We start from the raw sequence: 18596 nt of genomic DNA on the forward strand, positions 1-18596 counted from the left end.
TGGTGGAATACATCCAGTACTACAACCAAGAGCGAATCAAATTGAAATTGAAGGGCCTGAGCCCGGTACAGTACCGGGAGCAGGCCCAACAGGCCCAATCGGCCGCCTGACCCCTGTCCAAGTCTCGGGGGTCACTTCACCCTGGGGGCTTGGCCGCGGCATCCATGCCGCGGACACCCCCGCAACCGGACCCATCCCGCCTTCGACAGATTTCTGCGATCTGTCGGAACGGCATTCTGCTCTGGTAGGTGGCGACCTTGGTGGACACGGTCGATCCACGCCATGCGTGGATGAGCGCTACAAGAAGTGTCGATGGATGGACTCGACTGGGGGTCTGATGGATTACTCCACCTGCCCCAGCAACGCCTGCAACCCCGGCAGCCACTGCTTGCCCGGGTGGCGCACCAGCCACAGCGTGCGCTGCAGGGGAGGCAGCGGGGTGTCCAGCACGCGCAGGTGGCCCAGCGCCAGCGGCTCTTCCAGCGCGTGGCGCGAGAGGCAGGCCAGGCCGAGGCCGGCGATGGCGGCCTGCTTGATCGCTTCGGTATTGCCCAGCTGCAGGGTCTGGGCGAAGCCACGCAGATGCGGCAACAACGCCTGCTCCACCGCCTCGCGGGTGCCCGAGCCGGGCTCGCGCAGCAGCCAGCGGGCGCGGCGCAGTTCGTCCAGCGTCCAGCGCGGCGGAGCGTCGTCGGCGGCGACGATCACCAGCGGATCCTGCTGCCAGGCGGTCACCTGCAGGCCGCGTTCGTGACACGGGCCTTCGATCAGGCCGGCGTCGACGTCCAGGCGCTGCACGGCGGCGACAACGCCGGCACTGTTGTCGATGCGCAGATCAACCTCGGCCTGTGGCGCCTGGCGCAGCAGTTCGGCGATGCGTGGCGGCAGCAGGTAATTGCCGATGGTGGTACTGGCCGCCAGCACCAGCCGCAGCGGCGCGCCCTGCGACGGGTCGCCGCCGGCGGCCAGCTGCCGCTCCAGATCGGCGGCGTTGACCAGCAAAGTACGCGCCGGCTCCAGCAGTGCGCGGCCGTGCCCGTTCAGCGCCAGGCGGCGGCCGATGCGGTCGAACAGCGGGGTGCCGAAGTGGGCTTCCAACTCCTGCAGGGCGGCACTGCTGGCGGATTGCGAGAGCGCGATGGCCTGGCCGGCGGCGGTAGTGCTGCCGTGATCGGCGATGGCGACGAAGACCTGCAGCTGGCGCAAGGTCAGGCGCATGGCACTTACCTTCTTGATGGGTAGGTTTCACCTATATTATTTGTTTTACAGGTAATCGTCTCAGGCGCACGCTTGCCCCATCTCTCCAGCGCTGCCCGTGCCATGAACGCCCCCGCCCTCTCCCCCTGGTCCCTGCCCGCCCTGCGCCAACGCTGGCAGCCACGCCTGCCCGGCCTGCTGCTGGTCGGCCTGATCGCAGCGGCGTCGCTGTACCTGGCCGAGCTGCCGTGGCTGCAGGCACACGGCCTGAGTGCGTTGACCGTGGCCATCGTCGCCGGCATCGTGATCGGCAACACCCTCTACCCGCGGCTGGCGCCGAGCAGCGCGGCCGGTGTCGGCTTTTCCAAGCACTGGCTGCTGCGCGCCGGCATCGTGCTGTACGGCCTGCGCCTGACCTTCCAGGACATCGGCCACGTCGGCGTCAGCGGCGTGCTGATGGACGTACTGGTGGTCGCCAGCACCTTCGGCCTGGCCTGCTGGCTGGGTGTGCGCGTGTTCAAGATGGAGCGCGAGGCAGCGATGCTGATCGGTGCTGGCAGCGCGATCTGCGGCGCGGCAGCGGTGATGGCCGCCGAACCCGTGGTGCGTGGCCGCGCGGCACAGGTCACGGTGGCCGTGTCGACGGTGGTGGTGTTCGGCACGCTGGCGATGTTCCTGTACCCGGCGCTGTATGCCCTGGTGCAGTCGCACGGCTGGCTGGCGATGGATGCGCGGCAGTACGGCCTTTTCACCGGTGCGACGGTGCATGAAGTGGCACAGGTGGTGGCGGCAGGCCGTGCGGTCAATGAAGCGGCGGCTGATACGGCGGTGATCACCAAGATGGTGCGGGTGATGCTGCTGGCGCCGTTCCTGGTTGCGCTGTCGCTGTGGCTGGCGCGTGGCGGCAAGGCCAGCGCCGACGGCAGCAAGGCGCGCATCGTGGTGCCGTGGTTCGCCTTCGGTTTCGTGGCGGTGGCCGGCTTCAACTCGCTGCATCTGCTGCCGGCTGGCCTGCAGGCCGGGCTGGTGCAGCTGGATACCGTGCTGCTGGCGATGGCGATGGCCGCGCTGGGCCTGACCACCCACGTCTCGGCGCTGCGCCAGGCAGGCCTGAAGCCGCTGCTGCTGGCGCTGATCCTGTTCGCCTGGCTGCTGTTCGGTGGCCTGGCGATTCATCAGGGCGTGTTGGCGGTGCTGGGCTGATCAAGAGCGTGCCGACCAAGGTCGGCGCCCACGTGGATGAAGGCCCTGTGGCAGGGAGCGGCCGCGCAGACGGGTACAATGCGCCATGACTGACTTCTCGACCCTGCCGCTGAGCCCGGCCCTGCAGCCCGGCCTGGATGCCCTCGGCTACACCACCCTCACCCCCGTGCAGGCGCAGAGCCTGCCGGCCATTCTGGATGGCCGCGATGTGATCGCACAGGCGCCGACCGGCAGCGGCAAGACCGCCGCCTTCGGCCTGGGCCTGCTGCAGGCCATCGACCCCAGCCTGATCCGCGTGCAGGCACTGGTGCTGTGCCCGACCCGCGAACTGGCCGACCAGGTCGGCAAGCAGATCCGCAAGCTGGCCACCGGCATCCCCAACCTGAAGCTGTTGCTGCTGGTGGGCGGCGTGCCGCTGGGCCCGCAGCTGGCGTCGCTGGAAGGCCATGACCCGCACGTGGTGGTCGGTACGCCCGGCCGCGTGCAGGAGCTGGCACGCAAGCGCGCGCTGAATCTGGGCGCGGTGCGCACGCTGGTGCTGGACGAAGCCGACCGCATGCTCGACATGGGCTTCGAGGAGCCGATCCGCGAGATCGCCGGCCGCACCCACAAGGACCGCCAGAGCCTGCTGTTCTCCGCCACCTTCCCCGACAGCATCCGCGCCATGGCGCGTGACCTGCTGCGCGACGCGGTGGAAGTGACCGTGGAAGGCGCCGATCAGGCGCCGGCCATCCGCCACCTGTTCTGCGAGGTGGAACCGGCGCACCGCCAGAAGGCGCTGGCGGGCCTGCTGCTGAAGTACACGCCGGAATCGGCGGTAGTGTTCTGCAACACCCGCAAGGACGTGGACGAGGTTGCGAATTCCCTGCAGCAGTTCGGCTTCTCCGCGCTCGCCCTGCATGGCGACATGGAGCAGCGCGACCGCGAGGAAGTGCTGTTGCTGCTGGCCAACCGCAGCTGCAACGTGCTGGTGGCCAGCGACGTGGCCGCACGTGGCCTGGACGTGGAAGAGCTGGCGGCGGTGATCAACTACGAGCTGCCGACCGACGTGGAAAGCTATCAGCACCGCGTGGGCCGTACCGGCCGTGCCGGTGCCAGCGGCCTGGCGATCAGCCTGGTGGCCGGCCGTGAGAAGACCCGCGCCGAAGCCATCGAAGCGCAGATGGGGCAGCCGTTGGACTGGCAGAAGACGCCGCTGGCGACCTCGCGCCCGGCCGAGCTGCCGCAGGCCGCGATGCGCACGCTGCGCATTGATGGTGGCAAGACCGACAAGCTGCGCCCGGGCGACATCCTTGGCGCGCTGACCGGTGATGCCGGCCTGTCAGCCAAGTTCATCGGGAAGATCGCGATCTTCCCGACCCGCTCCTACGTGGCGATCGCCCGAGAGCAGGCCAACAAGGCCGTGGCCAGGCTGGAAGCCGGCAAGATCAAGGGCCGTCGTTTCCGCGTGCGGATGATGTAAGGAACAGGGTGGTCGCCGGGCGTGGCGCGGCGCTACCGGCATGCCGTGTGTAGCGCCGGGCCACGCCCGGCGACACGCTCAGAACACCAGTTCGGTGTGCAGCGGCAGGTCCGCTTCCCAGCGCGCGCGGCCGCCGAGTCCGTCCAGTTCGACCAACACGCCGGCACCCACCACCTCGACACCCAGGCGGCGCACCAGCGACAAGGCAGCGACCAGCGTACCGCCGGTGGCCAGCACGTCATCGATGATTGCTACGCGGGCACCGGCCGGCAGTGCATCGGCATGCACCTCGATGCAGTCGCTGCGGTATTCGAGCGTGTATTCCTCGCGCAGCACCTGGCCCGGCAGCTTGCCCGGCTTGCGCACCGGCACGAAGCCCACCCCCAGTTCCAGCGCCATCGCGGCGCCGAGGATGAAGCCGCGCGATTCGATGCCCACCACGGCATCCAGCTTCTGGTCGCGCCAACGGTCGGCCATCGCGGTGATGGCACCGCGGAAGTCCTCGCCATGGGCGAGCAGCGGCATGATGTCCTTGAAGAGGATGCCGGGCTTGGGGAAGTCGGCGATGTCGCGCAGGCGGGAGGCCCACTGCGGAGCGACGAGGGCGTCGGTCATGTCACGTTGGCTATCTGATGGCGGCATAGGGTACCTGTTCCGGGCGCCGGCTGCCTGTTGGGGTGTTCGGCCGGGCTGCGCCCGGCACCTGCAGAGGCCACCGCGCAAGCAAAAGCGAAAACAAAAGCCGCATTCCGAGGGATGGCGGGGTGGGTCCGGTTGCGGGGGGCGCTGCAAGTACGTCCGTCTAGGCTTGGCAGCCGCTTGCTCGTGTGCGCTTTCCTGCGCACACGGCAAGACCGGGGTTGGGCGTCCTGCCCAACCCGCCCGAGGCATGCCTCGGGCCCATGCGGCTCACGCCCCCGCAACCGGACCCACCCCGCCTTCGACAGATTCCTGCGATCTGTCGTAGATCCACGCCATGCGTGGATGAACTTTCATCGAAATCGAATATTTCGAGAATTGAACGAAAAGCATCCACGCATGGCGTGGATCGACCGTGTCGACCAAGGTCGACACCTACCCACAGCAGCGGGAATCTGTCGGAGGTGGGGCGGTGTGGGGCTGCAGGACCGTTGGCGCCATGGATGGCGCCATCGAGCCCCCAAGGATGGGTTTACGGCGTGTCCTGCAGCCCCACACCGCCCCGCCAGACCATCGACAATCCAGAGCCGCTTTGGCTCTGGCTTTGGCTCTGGCTTTGGCTCTGGCTTTGGCTCTGGCTTTGGCTTTGGATTCGGCCCTTGCCTCTGCAGGTGCAGGGCGCAGCCCTGCCGAAACCCACCCTCAGGAACTGCAGGACAGCATCGAGCAGCCGGCGCGGTTGTCGGCCCACGCCGGGCGCTTGCCGGCAAAGTGCTCCAGCCCGGCGCGTTCGGTATACGGGTCACGCAGTACGTCCTGCAATGCGTGAACACCGCCCAGGTCGCCCTGCTCGGCGCGATCGATGGCCTCCTGGGCCAGCCAGTTGCGCAGCACGTACAGCGGATTGGCCGCGGCCATTTTCGCCGTGCGCTCGCTGGCCGACAGCGGATCCACGCGCAGTCGCGCCGCGTAGTCCTGCAACCACTGCTGCAGCGGTGCCTGCACCGACTGCTGGCGCGCCTCGTCGTAGTACACCGCGTCAAGCACGCCCACATCGGGCGACGTTGGATCAACGCGCATCAGCGCGCGCCAGGCCAGCGTCATGTCCATGCTGCCGTCCTGCATCAGCTGCTGCCAGCGCAGGTAGAGCTGCAGGTCCTCATCATCCGCCGCTGCCAGGCCGAGCTTGGCCGCTGCATCGCGACGGGTGCAGGCAACGAACGTGGACTGGTACGCCGCCAGTCCCGCTTGCAACGGTTCGACATCGGCAAACAATGGCGACAACGCCTGCGTCAGTCGGCTCAGGTTCCAGTACGCCACCTGCGGTTGGGTGCCGAAACGATAGCGCCGGCCTTGGGCATCGGTGGTATTCGGCGTCCAGTCCGGATCGAAGTCCTCGACCCATCCATACGGACCGTAATCCAGCGTCAGGCCTAGCACGGACAGGTTGTCGGTGTTCATCACGCCATGCACGAAGCCGACGCGCATCCAGTGCGCGATCATCTCGGCAGTGCGCACCGCGATCTGCGCGAACCAGTCACCGTACAGCGCCTCGCCCTGCCCTTCGAGCTCCGGAAAGTCGCGGGCGATGCACGCGTGGACCAGCTGCCGCAACAAGCCAGTTTCACCACGCGAGGCCGGCAGTTCGAATGAGCCGAAGCGCAGGAACGACGGCGATACACGGCACACGATGGCGCCGGGTTCGGCGCGGGGATGACCGTCGTAGAACATGTCACGCACCACGTCTTCGCCGGTGCCGACCAGCGACAACGCGCGCGTGGTCGGCACGCCCAGGTGATGCATCGCCTCGCTGCACAGGAATTCGCGGATGGACGAGCGCAGCACCGCGCGGCCATCGGCGCCCCGCGAATACGGGGTGGGGCCGGCACCCTTCAGCTGCAGCTCCCAATGACCGCCATCCGGCGCGACCAGTTCGCCCAGCGAGATCGCGCGGCCATCACCCAGCTGCCCCGCCCAGTGGCCGAACTGATGCCCGCCATAATTGGCCGCCCACGGCTGCATGCCGGGGTACAGCGCATTGCCACCGAACACATCGGCGAAGCCATCGCTCTCCACTTCATCGGCATCGAAGCCGAGCATCGCCGCCACCTCCGGCGACCAGGCCAACAGCGTGGGCGCCGCCACGGGCGTCGGCATCACCGGCGACCAGGCGGCGCCCAGCACTTCACGCCTGCGCGGGCCGGACTCTGGGTCACCCGGCAGGGCATTCAGCAGGCGATTGTCGAAACGGGGGCTGTCGTTATCCATGGTGTAGAAGATGGGGGCGACGGCCGACGGCCTCAATTGCCGCTCAGCGCCTGCAGATGTCCACCGTGGGCCTCGGCGCGCTGGTAGGCCGGGCGCTCGCCAATGCGCTTGAGGAAGCCGCGCAGCGCCGGCTTGTCGTCGAGGCCACCGCCGCGCGCGGCCGCAGCCTGGATCGGAAAGCTCATCTGGATGTCGGCTGCGCTGAACCGCTCACCCGCGAACCAGGGGCTTTCGGCCAGGCGGCGCTCCATCCAGTCCAGGTGTAGGCGCCGCTGCGGACCAATGAAGCCGCGTTCGGCCTTGTCGGCGATGCTGCGCGCGATCGGGCGGGCGAAGAACGGCATCGGCGCGTTGCGGATGCGGCCCATCACCAGGGTCAACAGCAGCGGCGGCATCGCTGAGCCTTCGGCGTAGTGCAGCCAGTAACGGTAGGCGATGCGCTCGGCGCCATCGGCCGGTGTCGGGGACGGCGACAGCTGGCGTTGGGTGTCATAGCGATCCGCGAGGTAGTCGAGGATCGCGCCGGACTCGGCCAGTACCAGCTCACCGTCCTGCAGCACGGGGGACTTGCCGAGCGGATGCACCCTGCGCAGCTCGGGCGGTGCCAGCAGCGTCTTCGGATCACGGGGATAACGGCGCAGTTCGTAGTCCAGCCCCAGCTCCTCCAGCATCCACAGCACGCGCAGGGAACGGGAGTTTTCCAGGTGATGGACAATGCGCATGGGGATGATCCTTGGGGAGGCCCACATCGTACCGCGCGCAGTGCATGCCCTTTGTAGAGTCGAGCCATGCTCGAGTGGCTTTGAGAGCAGTCGAGCGTGGCTCGACTCTACAAAAAAACAACGGGCAATAAAAAACGCCGGAAGCTCTCGCTTCCGGCGTTCTGGCTACCAAACGGCAGCAGACGGATTAGACCGCCTGCACCTGGTCAGCCTGCATACCCTTCTGACCCTGGACGGCGATGAAGGTAACCTTCTGGCCTTCCTGCAGGGTCTTGAAGCCGGTGCCCTGGATGGCACGGAAGTGCACGAACAGGTCCGGGCCGCTTTCCGGGGTGATGAAGCCGAAGCCCTTGGCGTCGTTGAACCACTTGACGGTGCCGGTCTGACGATCAGACATTTGACTAACTCCTGAAACACATGTTGAAAAAATCGCAGCCACCGGGTATCGGGGCCGAGACTGAGTTGCAGGCGTTGGTAAAGCGGATCGATGAGCGGATCGTGAGATCAACTGCACCAGGCCACGATTCACGGTGACCCTAGCAAACACAGTGGGGCCAACGATACGCGTGTTTTCTGCAAAAAGCGATAGCCGGGGCGTTCATGGGCTGGCCCCGCCCGCTAGACGTGGCAAGGGTTGGCAGCCGGTCGAGGCTAACCCTGAGCCCCCATTCAGGATTTTCCTACCCTACACTGGGTAAATGACTGAAGCTGAAACCCAAGCTGAACTGGCCCTCCCCCGTATCTGGGTGGACGCGGACGCCTGCCCCGCCGTCATTCGCGACATCCTGTTCCGGGCCGCTGAACGGGTCGGGATCGAACTGACCCTGGTTGCCAACCAGTGGATCCGCACCCCGCCGTCGCGCTGGTTGCGCTCGATCCAAGTCCCCCAAGGCCTGGACGTGGCCGACAGCGCCATCGTCGAACGGGTCGCCGCTGGAGACCTGGTCGTCACCCAGGACATTCCGCTGGCCGCGCTGGTGCTGGAGAAGAAGGCCGTGGCGCTGAACCCGCGCGGTCAGCTGTACACCCCGAACAACATGGCCGAGCGGCTGTCGATGCGCAATTTCATGGAAGAACTGCGCGGCGCCGGGGTCCAGACCGGCGGCCCGCCACCACTGGGCCAGCGCGACCGGCAGCTGTTCGCCGCCGAGCTGGACCGCTGGCTGGCGCGGCGCCCGGCCCGCTGACCGGGCCTAGTCGCCCTGACCCGGCAGCACCAAGCGGTGCTGGCTGCGGAAGCGCCGTCGCTCCCCGCTCAACGGATCATTGAAGGCCAAGCCCTGCGCCAGCAGCTGCAGGGGCGGCTCGTCCGCCCCCTCCGGGCGCACTCTGAGCTGCGGATACAGGTCGTCGCCCACGATGGGCGCACCCAGCATCGCCATGTGCACCCGCAGCTGGTGCTTGCGGCCGGTTTCCGGCAGCAGCCGGTAGCGCCAGATCGCCCCCTCGGCTTCGACCAGTTCGACCCGGCTGCGCGCATTGGGCTCGCCCGGCACTTCAGCCATGCGGAAGAACGGCTCGTCTGGCGCCAGCCGGCTGTGCCGCAGCAGCGGGAACGCCAGCCCAGGCAGCGCCGGTGCCAGCGCCTCGTAGGTCTTTTCAATGCGGCGCTCGCGGAACAAGCGCTGATAGGCATCGCGTGTCGCCGGCTGGGTCGAAAACAACACCAGCCCCGCCGTGAGCCGGTCCAGGCGGTGCAGTGGTACCAGATCCGTGTTGCCGGTGCGGGCGACCAGGCGCGACAGCAGGGTTTCGCGCACATACCCACCGGCCGGCGTTACCGACAGGAAGTGCGGCTTGTCGGCCACCAGCAGGTGCTCATCCAGATGCAGGAGGGTCTCGGCGAAGGGAATCACCGGCTCGTCGGCAACCTCGCGGAAGTACTGGATTTCCAGCCCCACCTGCCAGGGCATGTCCGGCGCCAGTGCCCTGCCCTGCGCATCCTGCACACGGCCTCGGGCGAAGCGGTCCTGCCATTGCGCGCGACCGATGCGCGGGAAACGCGCGCACAGGCCATCGAGCAGGCTGGGCCAGTGGCCGGGGGGCAGCTGCAGGTGGCTGGGCAGGGTCATGGCGTCCATTCCGGCCACGGGAAAGAGCGCCAAGAGTGCCACCGTTGACGCTGCGCAGACAGCCCGGCAACGGACACCCTTCGAGCAAACCTCTATCATTGACGTCTTTAGTCTACGGATCCCCCATGGCTCTTACCGCCACCATCCGCAAGGCCGAACTGCAGATCAGCGACATGGATCGCGGCTACTACGCGACCCACAACCTGACCCTGGCCCAGCACCCGTCCGAGACCGACGAACGATTGATGGTGCGCCTGCTCGCCTTCGCTCTCAATGCCAGCGATCGCCTGGAGTTCGGCCGCGGCCTGAGCACCGACGATGAGCCGGACCTGTGGGAACACGACTACACCGGCGACATCCTGCAGTGGATCGACCTGGGCCATCCGGACGAATCGCGCATCCGCAAGGCCAGCAACCGCAGCCGCCAAGTGCAGGTGATCAATTACGGCGGCAACGCCTCGGAGATCTGGTGGGGCAAGCAGGGCAAGGGTCTGGCGCGCTTCGACAACCTGTCGGTGGTCGACCTCGACGGTGCCTTCGTAGAACTGTGGGGCCAGCAGATCCAGCGCGCGATGCGCTGGAGCGTGCTGATCCAGGACGGTGAAGTGCAGCTGCTCAACGATCAGATGCAGCTTGACGTGATCCCGGACTGGCGCAAGCGCGCCAAGGCATGAGCACGATCCGCTGCGACGTGGTGGTCATCGGCGCCGGCGCGGCCGGGCTGATGACCGCGATCACGGCTGGCCAGCGCGGTCGCCAGGTGCAGGTGATCGACCATGCCAACAAGGTCGGCAAGAAGATCCTGATGTCCGGCGGCGGCCGCTGCAATTTCACCAACACCGGCACCACCCCGGCCAACTTCCTGTCGGCCAACCCGCACTTCTGCAAGTCCGCGCTGGCGCGCTACACGCCCTGGCACTTCATCGAGCTGGTCAGCAAGCACGGCATCGCCTATCACGAAAAGGAACTGGGCCAGCTGTTCTGCGACATCTCGTCCAAGCAGATCGTGAAGATGCTGGTGGACGAATGCCAGGCGGCCGGTGCCCAGATCCGCACCGAATGCAGCGTGCAGCGCATCGAGCACGGCAGCGATGGTTTCCGCGTGCACACCACGCAGGGCCTGTTCCATTGCGCCTCGCTGGTGGTTGCCACCGGCGGCCTGTCGATTCCGAGCATGGGCGCCACCGGCTTCGGCTACGAAATTGCCCGCCAGTTCGGCCACCAGGTGCTGCCGACCCGCGCCGGGCTGGTCCCGCTGACGCTGAGCGGCAAGCACCAGGAGCGGCTGGCCGACCTCAGCGGCGTCGCACTGCCGGTCGAGGCGCGCTGCAACGGAAAGAGTTTCCAGAACTTCATGCTGCTGACCCACCGCGGCGTGAGCGGCCCGGCCATCCTGCAGATCTCCTCGTTCTGGCAGCCCGGCGATGCGCTGGAGCTGGACTTGTTGCCCGGCCAGGATGCGGGCGAGTGGCTGCGCCAGATGAAGCGCGAGCGGCCCGCCGCCGAGCTGCGCACCGTGCTGGGCGACGTGATGCCCAAGCGGCTGGCGCAGCGCCTGTGCGAGCACTGGCTGCCGGACCGCCCGGTGCGTCAGCTGGACGAGCCGGTGCTGCGCCAGGCCGCGCAGCTGCTGGGCGCGTTCCCGCTGGTGGCCAGCGGCACCGAGGGCTATCGCACCGCCGAAGTCACCCTGGGCGGCGTGGATACCGCCGAGGTGTCGTCCTCGACAATGGAATCCAAGCGCGTACCCGGCCTGCATTTCGTCGGCGAGGTGCTGGATGTGACCGGCTGGCTGGGCGGCTACAACTTCCAGTGGGCCTGGGCCAGCGGCCACGCGGCCGGTGGCGTGGTGTGAACCACATCGCCGTTCGTTGCGCGCAAGGGGTGCGCGCATGGACGGTTCGGCGCGCATCGTGTATCTAGATTTGCAGATTGGGGAGCAGTGCATGCAGAACGCGAACGACATCACCATCCGCCTGCTGATCGTCGATGACAGCGGCGAGAATGCCGAAGCCATCGTCAGCACCCTGCGCAACAGCGGCATCGCGGTGCGTCCGTGGCGCCCGCAGGATGCTGCCGAGCTGGCCCAGGTGCTGGCCAGCCAGGCCATCGACCTGGTGCTGGCCTCGCCTTCGCAGGGCATTCCGCTGCCGCTGGTGGCCCAGCATATTGCCGCCAGCGGCAAGGACATCCCGCTGGTACTGCTGGCCGAGCGCATCGACGAAGACGAACTGGTACAGGCCAGCAGCCATGGCATCCGTGCCCTCGCCCTGCGCCAGCGTTCCGAGCACCTGCTGGCCGTGGTCCGTGACCAGTGGGTGGACCTGCAGGCACGGCGTGGCCTGCGCCGCATCGAGGCGCAGATGCGTGAGACCGAGCGCCGCTGCGATGCGCTGATTGCCTCCTCGCGCGATCCCATCGCCTACGTGCATGAAGGCATGCACATCCGTGCCAACGACGCTTACCTGGAGATGTTCGGTTACGAGCATTTCGACGATATCGAAGGCATCTCGCTGCTGGACATGGTTGCCGCGCAGCACGTGGAAGGCTTCAAGCAGCTGCTGAAGGGCCTCAGCCGCGGCGAAGCGCCGCCGCCGCAGTACCAGCTCGACGCGCGCCACCAGGATGGCAGTGCGTTCCCGGCGACGATGGAATTCACCGCCGCCACCTACGAGGGCGAATCCTGCCTGCAGGTGGTGCTCCGCCGCCGCATGGAGTTCGATCCCGAGTTGGCACGCGAGGTCGAGGACCTGCGCCAGCGTGACCAGGTGACCGGCCTGCTCAACCGACCGACCTTCATGCTGCAGTTGGAAAGCGCAGTGGCCCAGGCCGGGCGCAGCGAGGGCCAGTTCGGACTGCTGCTGATCGAGCCGGACCACTATGCGCGCCTGCTGCCGGACATCGGCCTGGCCTCGGCCGATACGCTGATCGGCGCCCTCGCCGGCCTGCTGGCCGAAGTAGTTGGCGCGGACGCGCAACTGGCCCGCTTCGGCGAACACAATTTCGCCGTGTTGCAGGCCGGGCCCTACGCGCAGACCGTGGCGCTGGCCGAGCGCATCCGCGAAGCCTACGCCGCACACGTCTTCAGCATCGGCGCGCGTTCGGCCACGGTAACGGTCAGCATCGGTGGCGTGCAGGTGGGCGAGAAGATCGCCAGCATCGGCCAGGTGCTGGCACGCGCGAGCGAATGCACGCAGGCCGCCGCCGAACTGGGCAACACCTGCCGCATCTTCGACCCGGCCGCCGCCGACCGGGTCGAGGAAGAGCGCGTGCTGCGCTGGGTCGCCCGCATCCGCGAGGCGCTGGCTGGCGACGGCTTCCAGCTGCACTACCAGCCGGTGCTGAACCTGCAGGGCGAGCCACTGGAGCTTTACGAGGCCTACCTGCGCCTGGAACACAATGGCGAACTGCTGAGCCCGACCGCGTTCCTGGGCATCGCCGAAGAGCACGGGCTGCTGGCCGACATCAACCGCTGGGTGGTCTCGCAGGCGATCGCGGTGCTGGGTGAACGCGCGCGTGCGGGTCATGCCACCCAGGTGCTGGTGAAGGTCACGCCGGAATCGTTCGATGACCCGCAGATGATCGCCACCCTGCGCCGCGAGCTGCAGGCGCAGGGTTTACCCGGCGAACGGCTGTGGCTGCATGCGCCGGAAGCCAAGGTGTTCACCCACCTGCGCAGTGCGCAGCAGTTCCTTGCTGAAGTGGCGCCCCTGGGCTGCCGCATCGGCCTGGAACAGTTCGGTTCCGGACTGGATTCGTTCCAGCTGCTCGCCCACTTCCAGCCGCAGTTCCTCAAGCTGGACCGCGGTTTCACCAGCGATCTGGCGGCCACCCGCGAGAACATCGATCGCATCAGCCAGATCACCGCACGCGCGCAGGAGGCCGGTATCCGCACCATCGCCGAGTTCGTCAGCGACGCCAATTCGATGACCCTGCTGTTCAGTGCCGGCGTGGATTACGTGCAGGGCGATTTCGTCGGCCCGGCGTTGCCGGAGATGGGGTTCGAGTTTGGGTGATGCCTCTCTGTAGAGCCGAGCCATGCTCGGCTGCGGGACTCAAGCGAAGAGCAGCCGAGCATGGCTCGGCTCTACACAAAGAGAAGGCCGGCTTTCGCCGGCCTTTTCGTTGATCAGGTCATGTCGACCAGGTTGTCGATCTTCACGTCCGGATTGACGTCGGCCTCGTAGTCGACGCCCTCCACGCCAAAACCGAACAGGCGCAGGAAGTCGGCCTTGTAACCGGCCAGGTCGCTGATTTCGTACAGGTTCTCGTTGGTCACCTGCGGCCACAGCGCGACCACCTTGCCCTGCACGTCCGCCGCCATTTCCTTGTAGTCGGCACGCAGGCGGCCTTCCTCGTCAACCAGCGCAACGGTGTGGCCATCGCCATCGACCAGATCGTGGCGCAGGCGCTCGACCGCCGTGCCATCGGCCCTGCCGCCGTAAAGGATGTCGTACAGCACGTCGAGCTGCTCGATGCAGCCTTCGTGAGTACCCTTTTCCTTCATCACCTTGAACAGCAGCGACAGGTACAGCGGCATGGTCGGAATGGCCGAGCTTGCCTGGGTCACCACGGCCTTCAGCACCGACACGCGCGCGTCGCCGCCGATTTTCGCCAGCTTCTCGCGCAGGCCCAGCACCTTGGTGTCCAGGTCCTTCTTGGCGGCGCCGATCGAGCCGTTCCAGTAAATCGCCTGGGTGATCTCTTCGCCCACGTAGGTGAAGGCCGTGGTGGTGCAGCCGTTGGCCAGCACGCCGGCATCGGCCAGCGCGTCGATCCACATCTGCCAGTCCTCGCCACCCATCACCGCAACGGTGCCGGCGATCTCTTCCGGCGTGGCAGGCTGCAGAGTGGTCTCGGTGATCACTTCCTTGTCGGTATCCAGGCCACGCAGGGTGATCGGCTCGCCGATCGGCTTCAGCGTGGAACTGATGATCTCGCCGGTCTTGGGGTGCTTGCGGCGCGGTGCAGCCAGGCTGTACACGACCTGGTCGACCTGGCCGAGATCGGCCTTGATCATCTCGATGGTTTTCGCCTTCACCTCATCGGAGAAGGCATCGCCGTTGATGCTCTTGGCATACAGGCCGGCTTCGTCGGCGTACTTGTGGAACGCGGCCGAGTTGTACCAGCCGGCGGTACCCGGCTTGGATTCACTGCCCGGGCGTTCGAAGAAGATGCCCAGCGTTGCCGCGCCACTGCCGAACGCGGCGGTAATGCGTGCGGCCAGGCCGTAGCCGGTGGAGGCGCCGATCACCAGCACGCGCTTGGGGCCGTTCTGGATCGGCGGGCGCGCGCGGATGTAGTCGATCTGCTGCTTGACCGCGGCCTCGCAGCCGGTCGGGTGGGTGGTGACGCAGATGAAGCCGCGGACGCGCGGTTTGATGACCATGGATACCTCGGGTTGGCAGATGCGGCGCACAGGGCGCTCAGCAGGAATATGGGCGCGCGCCTGTGCGCGCGAACCGCAGGATCGTAGTGTGCGGGGGCCGAATGCACAACCGACGCTGGCGTAGGGTGGGGTTTGTTCTGCAGGGTTGCACCCTGCACCTGCGGTAGTGCCGGCCGCTGGCCGGCAACCTCAACAGCAATGTCAAAAGCCGGGCTACTGAGGGATGCCGGGGTGGGTCCGGTTGCGGGGGACGCCGTTAACCCGTCCATGGGGGCTTGGCCGCGGCATCCATGCCGCGGACACCCCCGCAACCGGACCCACCCCGCCTTTGACAGTCTTCCGCGATCTGTCGGAACAGCTCTTGGGGTCAGATCCGTTTTTCGAAGGAAAACGGATCTGACCCCAGAATTGTTTCGATATCTGACAAATGTGTCGACCAAGGTCGGCACCTACCCACAGCCGTGGGAATCTGTCAGAGGTGGGGCGGTGTCGGAGTGCGGGGTGTCAGCCGCATGGGCCCGAGGCATGCCTCGGGCGGGTTGGGCAGGACGCCCAACCCCGGTCTTGCCGTGCGCGCAGGACTGCGCGCACGAGCAAGCGGCTGCCAAGCCTACAGGGACGTACTTGCGGCGCCCCCGCACTCCGACACCGCCCCACCAATTCACGGAATGCCCGCTGTTGCTGTTGCTGTTGCTGTTGCCTCTGCAGGTGCAGGGCTGCAAGCCCTGCCAACAAAAAACCCCGCTTGCGCGGGGTTCTCTGCGTGTTGCGCGCAGCGGGACGCTTACGGGCGACGAGCCAGGGCCTCGACGTCCTTCGCCTTCGGCAGCAGGTCCTGCTTGCTGACGCGCAGGAAACCGATCGTCAGCATCGGCACCGCCACCAGGATCGAGGACAGCACCACGATCACTGCACCGATCATGTGCGTCTCGGCCAGGCCTTCCATCGAGCTGCCACCGTACAGGTACAGGGCCAGCGCGGACAGGAAGAACATCACCGCGGTGATCACCGTACGCGACAGCGTCTGGTTGATCGAGCGGTTCAGCACTTCCATCGAGTCCACGCGCAGGCTGCGGAAGTTCTCGCGGACGCGGTCGAAGACCACGATGATGTCGTTGATCGCAAAGCCCATCACCGAGAGCAAGCCGGCCAGCACGGTCAGGTCGAACTCACGGCCCAGCAGGGACACGTAAGCCACCGTCACGATCAGGTCGAACATCGCCACGATGCTGGCGGTGACCGCGAACTTCCATTCGAAGCGCACCGCGATGTAGATCAGGAAGCCGGCCAGCATGAAGATGGTGGCGTACAGGCCATTCATCGCCAGGTCCTTGCCGATCTGCGGGCCGACGAACTCGTTGCGCAGCACGGTGGCCTGGTTGTCAGCCGTGGACAGTGCCTTCACCACGGCAGCGGCAGTGGCCTTGTCCTCGGCAGCGGCATCACCGGTGCCCGGCGCATGCTCGCCGTGCGGCGCCAGGCGGATGAGCAGATCGGTGTTGCCACCGACGCTCTGCACCTGCGCGCCTTCGAAGCCGTTCTGCTCGAGCTTGGTGCGGACCTGCTCGACGTCCACCGCCTTGTCGAAGCGGGCTTCGATCAGGGTGCCGCCGGTGAAGTCCAGTGCGTAGTTGAAGCCCTTGATGCCGATGATGGCGACCGAGGCCAGGAACACCACGATGGTGACTGCCATGGCGACATGGCGCCAGCGCATGAAGTCGATCTTGGTGTCGTTCGGGAGGATGTGCAGCGGAAACAGTTTCATGTGCGTGTCGTCCCGTCAGATGGCCACGTTCTGGAGCTTCTTGCGGCGGCCGTAGATCAGCGTCGCCAGCGCACGCGACACGGTGATCGCGGTGAACATGGAGGCGAAAATACCGATGATCATGGTCAGCGCGAAGCCCTTCAGCGGACCGGTACCGAATGCAAACAGCGCCACACCGACGATCAGGCCGGTCAGGTTGGCGTCGAGGATGGTGCCCGAAGCACGCTCGTAACCGGTCACGATCGCGGTCTTGCCCGGCACGCCGGCACGCAGCTCTTCTCGGATACGCTCGTTGATCAGCACGTTGGCGTCCACCGACAGGCCGACCGACAACGCCAGGCCGGCGAAGCCCGGCAGGGTCATGGTCGCGCCGAACAGCGACATCACCGCCACCACGATCAGCAGGTTGAACAGCATCGCCGCCGACGTGATCACACCGAACATGCGGTAGTAGATGCTGAAGAACACCAGGGTGAACAGGAATGCGAACACGACCGCGCGCATGCCGTTCTTGACGTTCTCGGCGCCCAGGCTCGGGCCGACCACGCGCTCTTCGACGAAGTCCATCGGCGCAGCCAGCGAACCCGACTTCAGCAGCTTGGCCAGGTCCTCGGCTTCCTTCTTCTGCAGGCCGGTGGTCTGGAAGTTCTTGCCGAACACACCATTGATGTTGGCCACCGAGATCACTTCCTCGTTGACCTTGAAGCCACGCACTTCCTGGCCGTCGACGACGGTCACGGTCGGCACGCGCTCGGTGTAGACCACCGCCATCGGCTTGTTCACGTTGGCGCTGGTGAAGTCGAACATGCGCTGGCCGCCGACATTGTTCAGCGTCACGCTGACGGCCGGAGAGCCACTGTTCGGATCGGTCACCGCCTGCGCGCCGACCATCTGGTCACCGGTGACGATCACGCGCTTGTTCAGCAGCACCGGGCCCAGGCCGTCACGACGCTGGTACACCTTCGCCTCCGGCGGGATGCGGCCGGAATTGATGGCGTCCTGCGCATTGCCCTCGACCACCGCGCGGTACTCCAGGGTGGCGGTGGCGCCGATCATGCGCTTGGCTTCGGCGGTGTCCTGCACACCCGGCAGCTGCACGACCACGCGGTCCGCACCCTGCCGCTGGATGATCGGTTCGGCCACGCCCAACTGGTTCACACGGTTGCGCAGGGTGTTGATGTTCTGCTCGATGGCGCCATTGGCGATCTGGGTGATCTCGGTCTCCGGCACGGTGACCGTGATGCGGTTGCCACTGACGTCATAGCCCAGCGTCGGCTGCGCCTTCACCAGGGCGGCGCGCGCACGCTGCGCGGCGTCGTCGCCGGCGGACGGGCTCAGGTTGGCCACGATGCTGTTGTCGGCACGGCGTTCCACCGACTGGTACGGAATGCGGGCGTCGCGCAGCGTGCTGCGCACGTCTTCGGTATAGGCGTCCAGACGCTTGTCGAGGGCAGCCTTCTGGTCGACCTGCAGCACGAAATGCACGCCGCCCTGCAGGTCCAGGCCCAGCACCATCGGGCGACCGCCGAGGTTGGCCAGCCAGTCCGGCACGGTCGAAGCCAGGTTCAGGGCCACGGTGTACTTCTCGCCGACGGTGTCACGCAGGACGTCGCTGGCAGCGGACTGCGCCTTCAGGTCCGACAGGCGGACGATCAGGCTTTCCCCTTCCTTTTCGGCACCGATGGTGGCGATGCCGGCCTTTTTCAGGTCGGCCAGCACACGGTCGCGCAGCGCATCGTCGATCTGCCCGCCACGGTTGGCGGTGATCTGGATGGCCGGGTCCTTCTGGTAGATGTTGGGCAGCGCGTACAGCGCGCTGAGCGCCAGTACGATCAGGATGACGACGTACTTCCAGCGTGGAAATTCGAGCATTGCTTGG

16 protein-coding genes are annotated in these 18596 nt (G+C 66.7%); 7 read left to right on the top strand and 9 right to left on the bottom strand.

Features of this window, described 5'->3' with window-relative positions:
• Nucleotides 1-110: IS3 family transposase (locus tag AC5P8J_RS00005; RefSeq protein WP_288037892.1), on the top strand; the 110-nt coding region annotated here is incomplete at its 5' end.
• 232 nt (nt 111-342) lie between these two features.
• Here AC5P8J_RS00005 and AC5P8J_RS00010 read toward each other — a convergent pair.
• A complete protein-coding gene (locus AC5P8J_RS00010) occupies nt 343-1218 on the bottom strand; it encodes a LysR family transcriptional regulator (RefSeq protein WP_049454745.1) in 876 nt (291 codons plus the stop codon).
• A 102-nt stretch (nt 1219-1320) separates the two neighbouring features.
• Here AC5P8J_RS00010 and AC5P8J_RS00015 point away from each other — a divergent pair, with 102 nt between their 5' ends.
• Entirely contained in the window at nt 1321-2400 is a 1080-nt protein-coding gene (locus tag AC5P8J_RS00015) for a YeiH family protein (protein ID WP_010484545.1), read from the top strand.
• Nucleotides 2401-2485: 85 nt separating this feature from the next.
• The gene (gene dbpA, locus AC5P8J_RS00020) at nt 2486-3862 is read left to right on the top strand and encodes an ATP-dependent RNA helicase DbpA (RefSeq protein WP_010484543.1); all 1377 of its coding nucleotides are present in this window, start codon (nt 2486-2488) and stop codon (nt 3860-3862) included.
• 78 nt (nt 3863-3940) lie between these two features.
• Here the strand turns inward: dbpA and AC5P8J_RS00025 are convergent, their stop codons facing one another.
• From AC5P8J_RS00025 to AC5P8J_RS00040, 4 genes are all read right to left on the bottom strand, one after another.
• Nucleotides 3941-4477, bottom strand: coding sequence for an adenine phosphoribosyltransferase (locus tag AC5P8J_RS00025; protein WP_111202596.1), 537 nt, complete (start codon nt 4475-4477; stop codon nt 3941-3943).
• Nucleotides 4478-5203: 726 nt separating this feature from the next.
• Nucleotides 5204-6769: a protein adenylyltransferase SelO gene (locus AC5P8J_RS00030; RefSeq protein ID WP_111099178.1), complete on the bottom strand. Its 1566-nt coding sequence runs from the start codon at nt 6767-6769 to the stop codon at nt 5204-5206.
• Nucleotides 6770-6801: 32 nt separating this feature from the next.
• Nucleotides 6802-7491: a glutathione S-transferase family protein gene (locus AC5P8J_RS00035; RefSeq protein ID WP_021204709.1), complete on the bottom strand. Its 690-nt coding sequence runs from the start codon at nt 7489-7491 to the stop codon at nt 6802-6804.
• A 187-nt stretch (nt 7492-7678) separates the two neighbouring features.
• Complete coding sequence (locus AC5P8J_RS00040; RefSeq protein ID WP_004153307.1) at nt 7679-7888, bottom strand: cold-shock protein; 210 nt, start codon at nt 7886-7888, stop codon at nt 7679-7681.
• 301 nt (nt 7889-8189) lie between these two features.
• Between AC5P8J_RS00040 and AC5P8J_RS00045 the strand changes: the two genes are divergently transcribed.
• Nucleotides 8190-8678 carry a YaiI/YqxD family protein gene (locus AC5P8J_RS00045; protein WP_021204710.1) on the top strand — a complete coding sequence of 163 codons (489 nt, stop codon included), beginning with the start codon at nt 8190-8192 and terminating at the stop codon, nt 8676-8678.
• A 6-nt stretch (nt 8679-8684) separates the two neighbouring features.
• Here AC5P8J_RS00045 and AC5P8J_RS00050 read toward each other — a convergent pair whose 3' ends face one another.
• A complete protein-coding gene (locus AC5P8J_RS00050) occupies nt 8685-9563 on the bottom strand; it encodes a pseudouridine synthase (RefSeq protein WP_227854292.1) in 879 nt (292 codons plus the stop codon).
• Between the two features lie 125 nt (nt 9564-9688).
• Here AC5P8J_RS00050 and AC5P8J_RS00055 point away from each other — a divergent pair, with 125 nt between their 5' ends.
• The 3 genes from AC5P8J_RS00055 (at nt 9689) to AC5P8J_RS00065 (ending at nt 13579) form a co-directional block, all read left to right on the top strand.
• Nucleotides 9689-10237, top strand: coding sequence for a YaeQ family protein (locus AC5P8J_RS00055; RefSeq protein WP_111099176.1), 549 nt, complete (start codon nt 9689-9691; stop codon nt 10235-10237).
• Complete coding sequence (locus AC5P8J_RS00060; protein WP_019661264.1) at nt 10234-11418, top strand: BaiN/RdsA family NAD(P)/FAD-dependent oxidoreductase; 1185 nt, start codon at nt 10234-10236, stop codon at nt 11416-11418. Before AC5P8J_RS00055 ends, AC5P8J_RS00060 begins: the two co-directional genes overlap by 4 nt.
• A gap of 91 nt (nt 11419-11509) precedes the next feature.
• Nucleotides 11510-13579: an EAL domain-containing response regulator gene (locus AC5P8J_RS00065; protein ID WP_111104613.1), complete on the top strand. Its 2070-nt coding sequence runs from the start codon at nt 11510-11512 to the stop codon at nt 13577-13579.
• Between the two features lie 113 nt (nt 13580-13692).
• Here AC5P8J_RS00065 and fabV read toward each other — a convergent pair whose 3' ends face one another.
• From fabV to secD, 3 genes are all read right to left on the bottom strand, one after another.
• Nucleotides 13693-14952, bottom strand: coding sequence for an enoyl-ACP reductase FabV (gene fabV / locus AC5P8J_RS00070; RefSeq protein ID WP_111173023.1), 1260 nt, complete (start codon nt 14950-14952; stop codon nt 13693-13695).
• A 784-nt stretch (nt 14953-15736) separates the two neighbouring features.
• Nucleotides 15737-16717, bottom strand: coding sequence for a protein translocase subunit SecF (secF, locus tag AC5P8J_RS00075; protein WP_021202635.1), 981 nt, complete (start codon nt 16715-16717; stop codon nt 15737-15739).
• Between the two features lie 15 nt (nt 16718-16732).
• Nucleotides 16733-18589, bottom strand: coding sequence for a protein translocase subunit SecD (gene secD, locus AC5P8J_RS00080; protein WP_227854461.1), 1857 nt, complete (start codon nt 18587-18589; stop codon nt 16733-16735).
• Nucleotides 18590-18596 lie beyond the last annotated feature (7 nt).

This window comes from Stenotrophomonas sp. YJH_SMC_37, assembly GCF_059370035.1.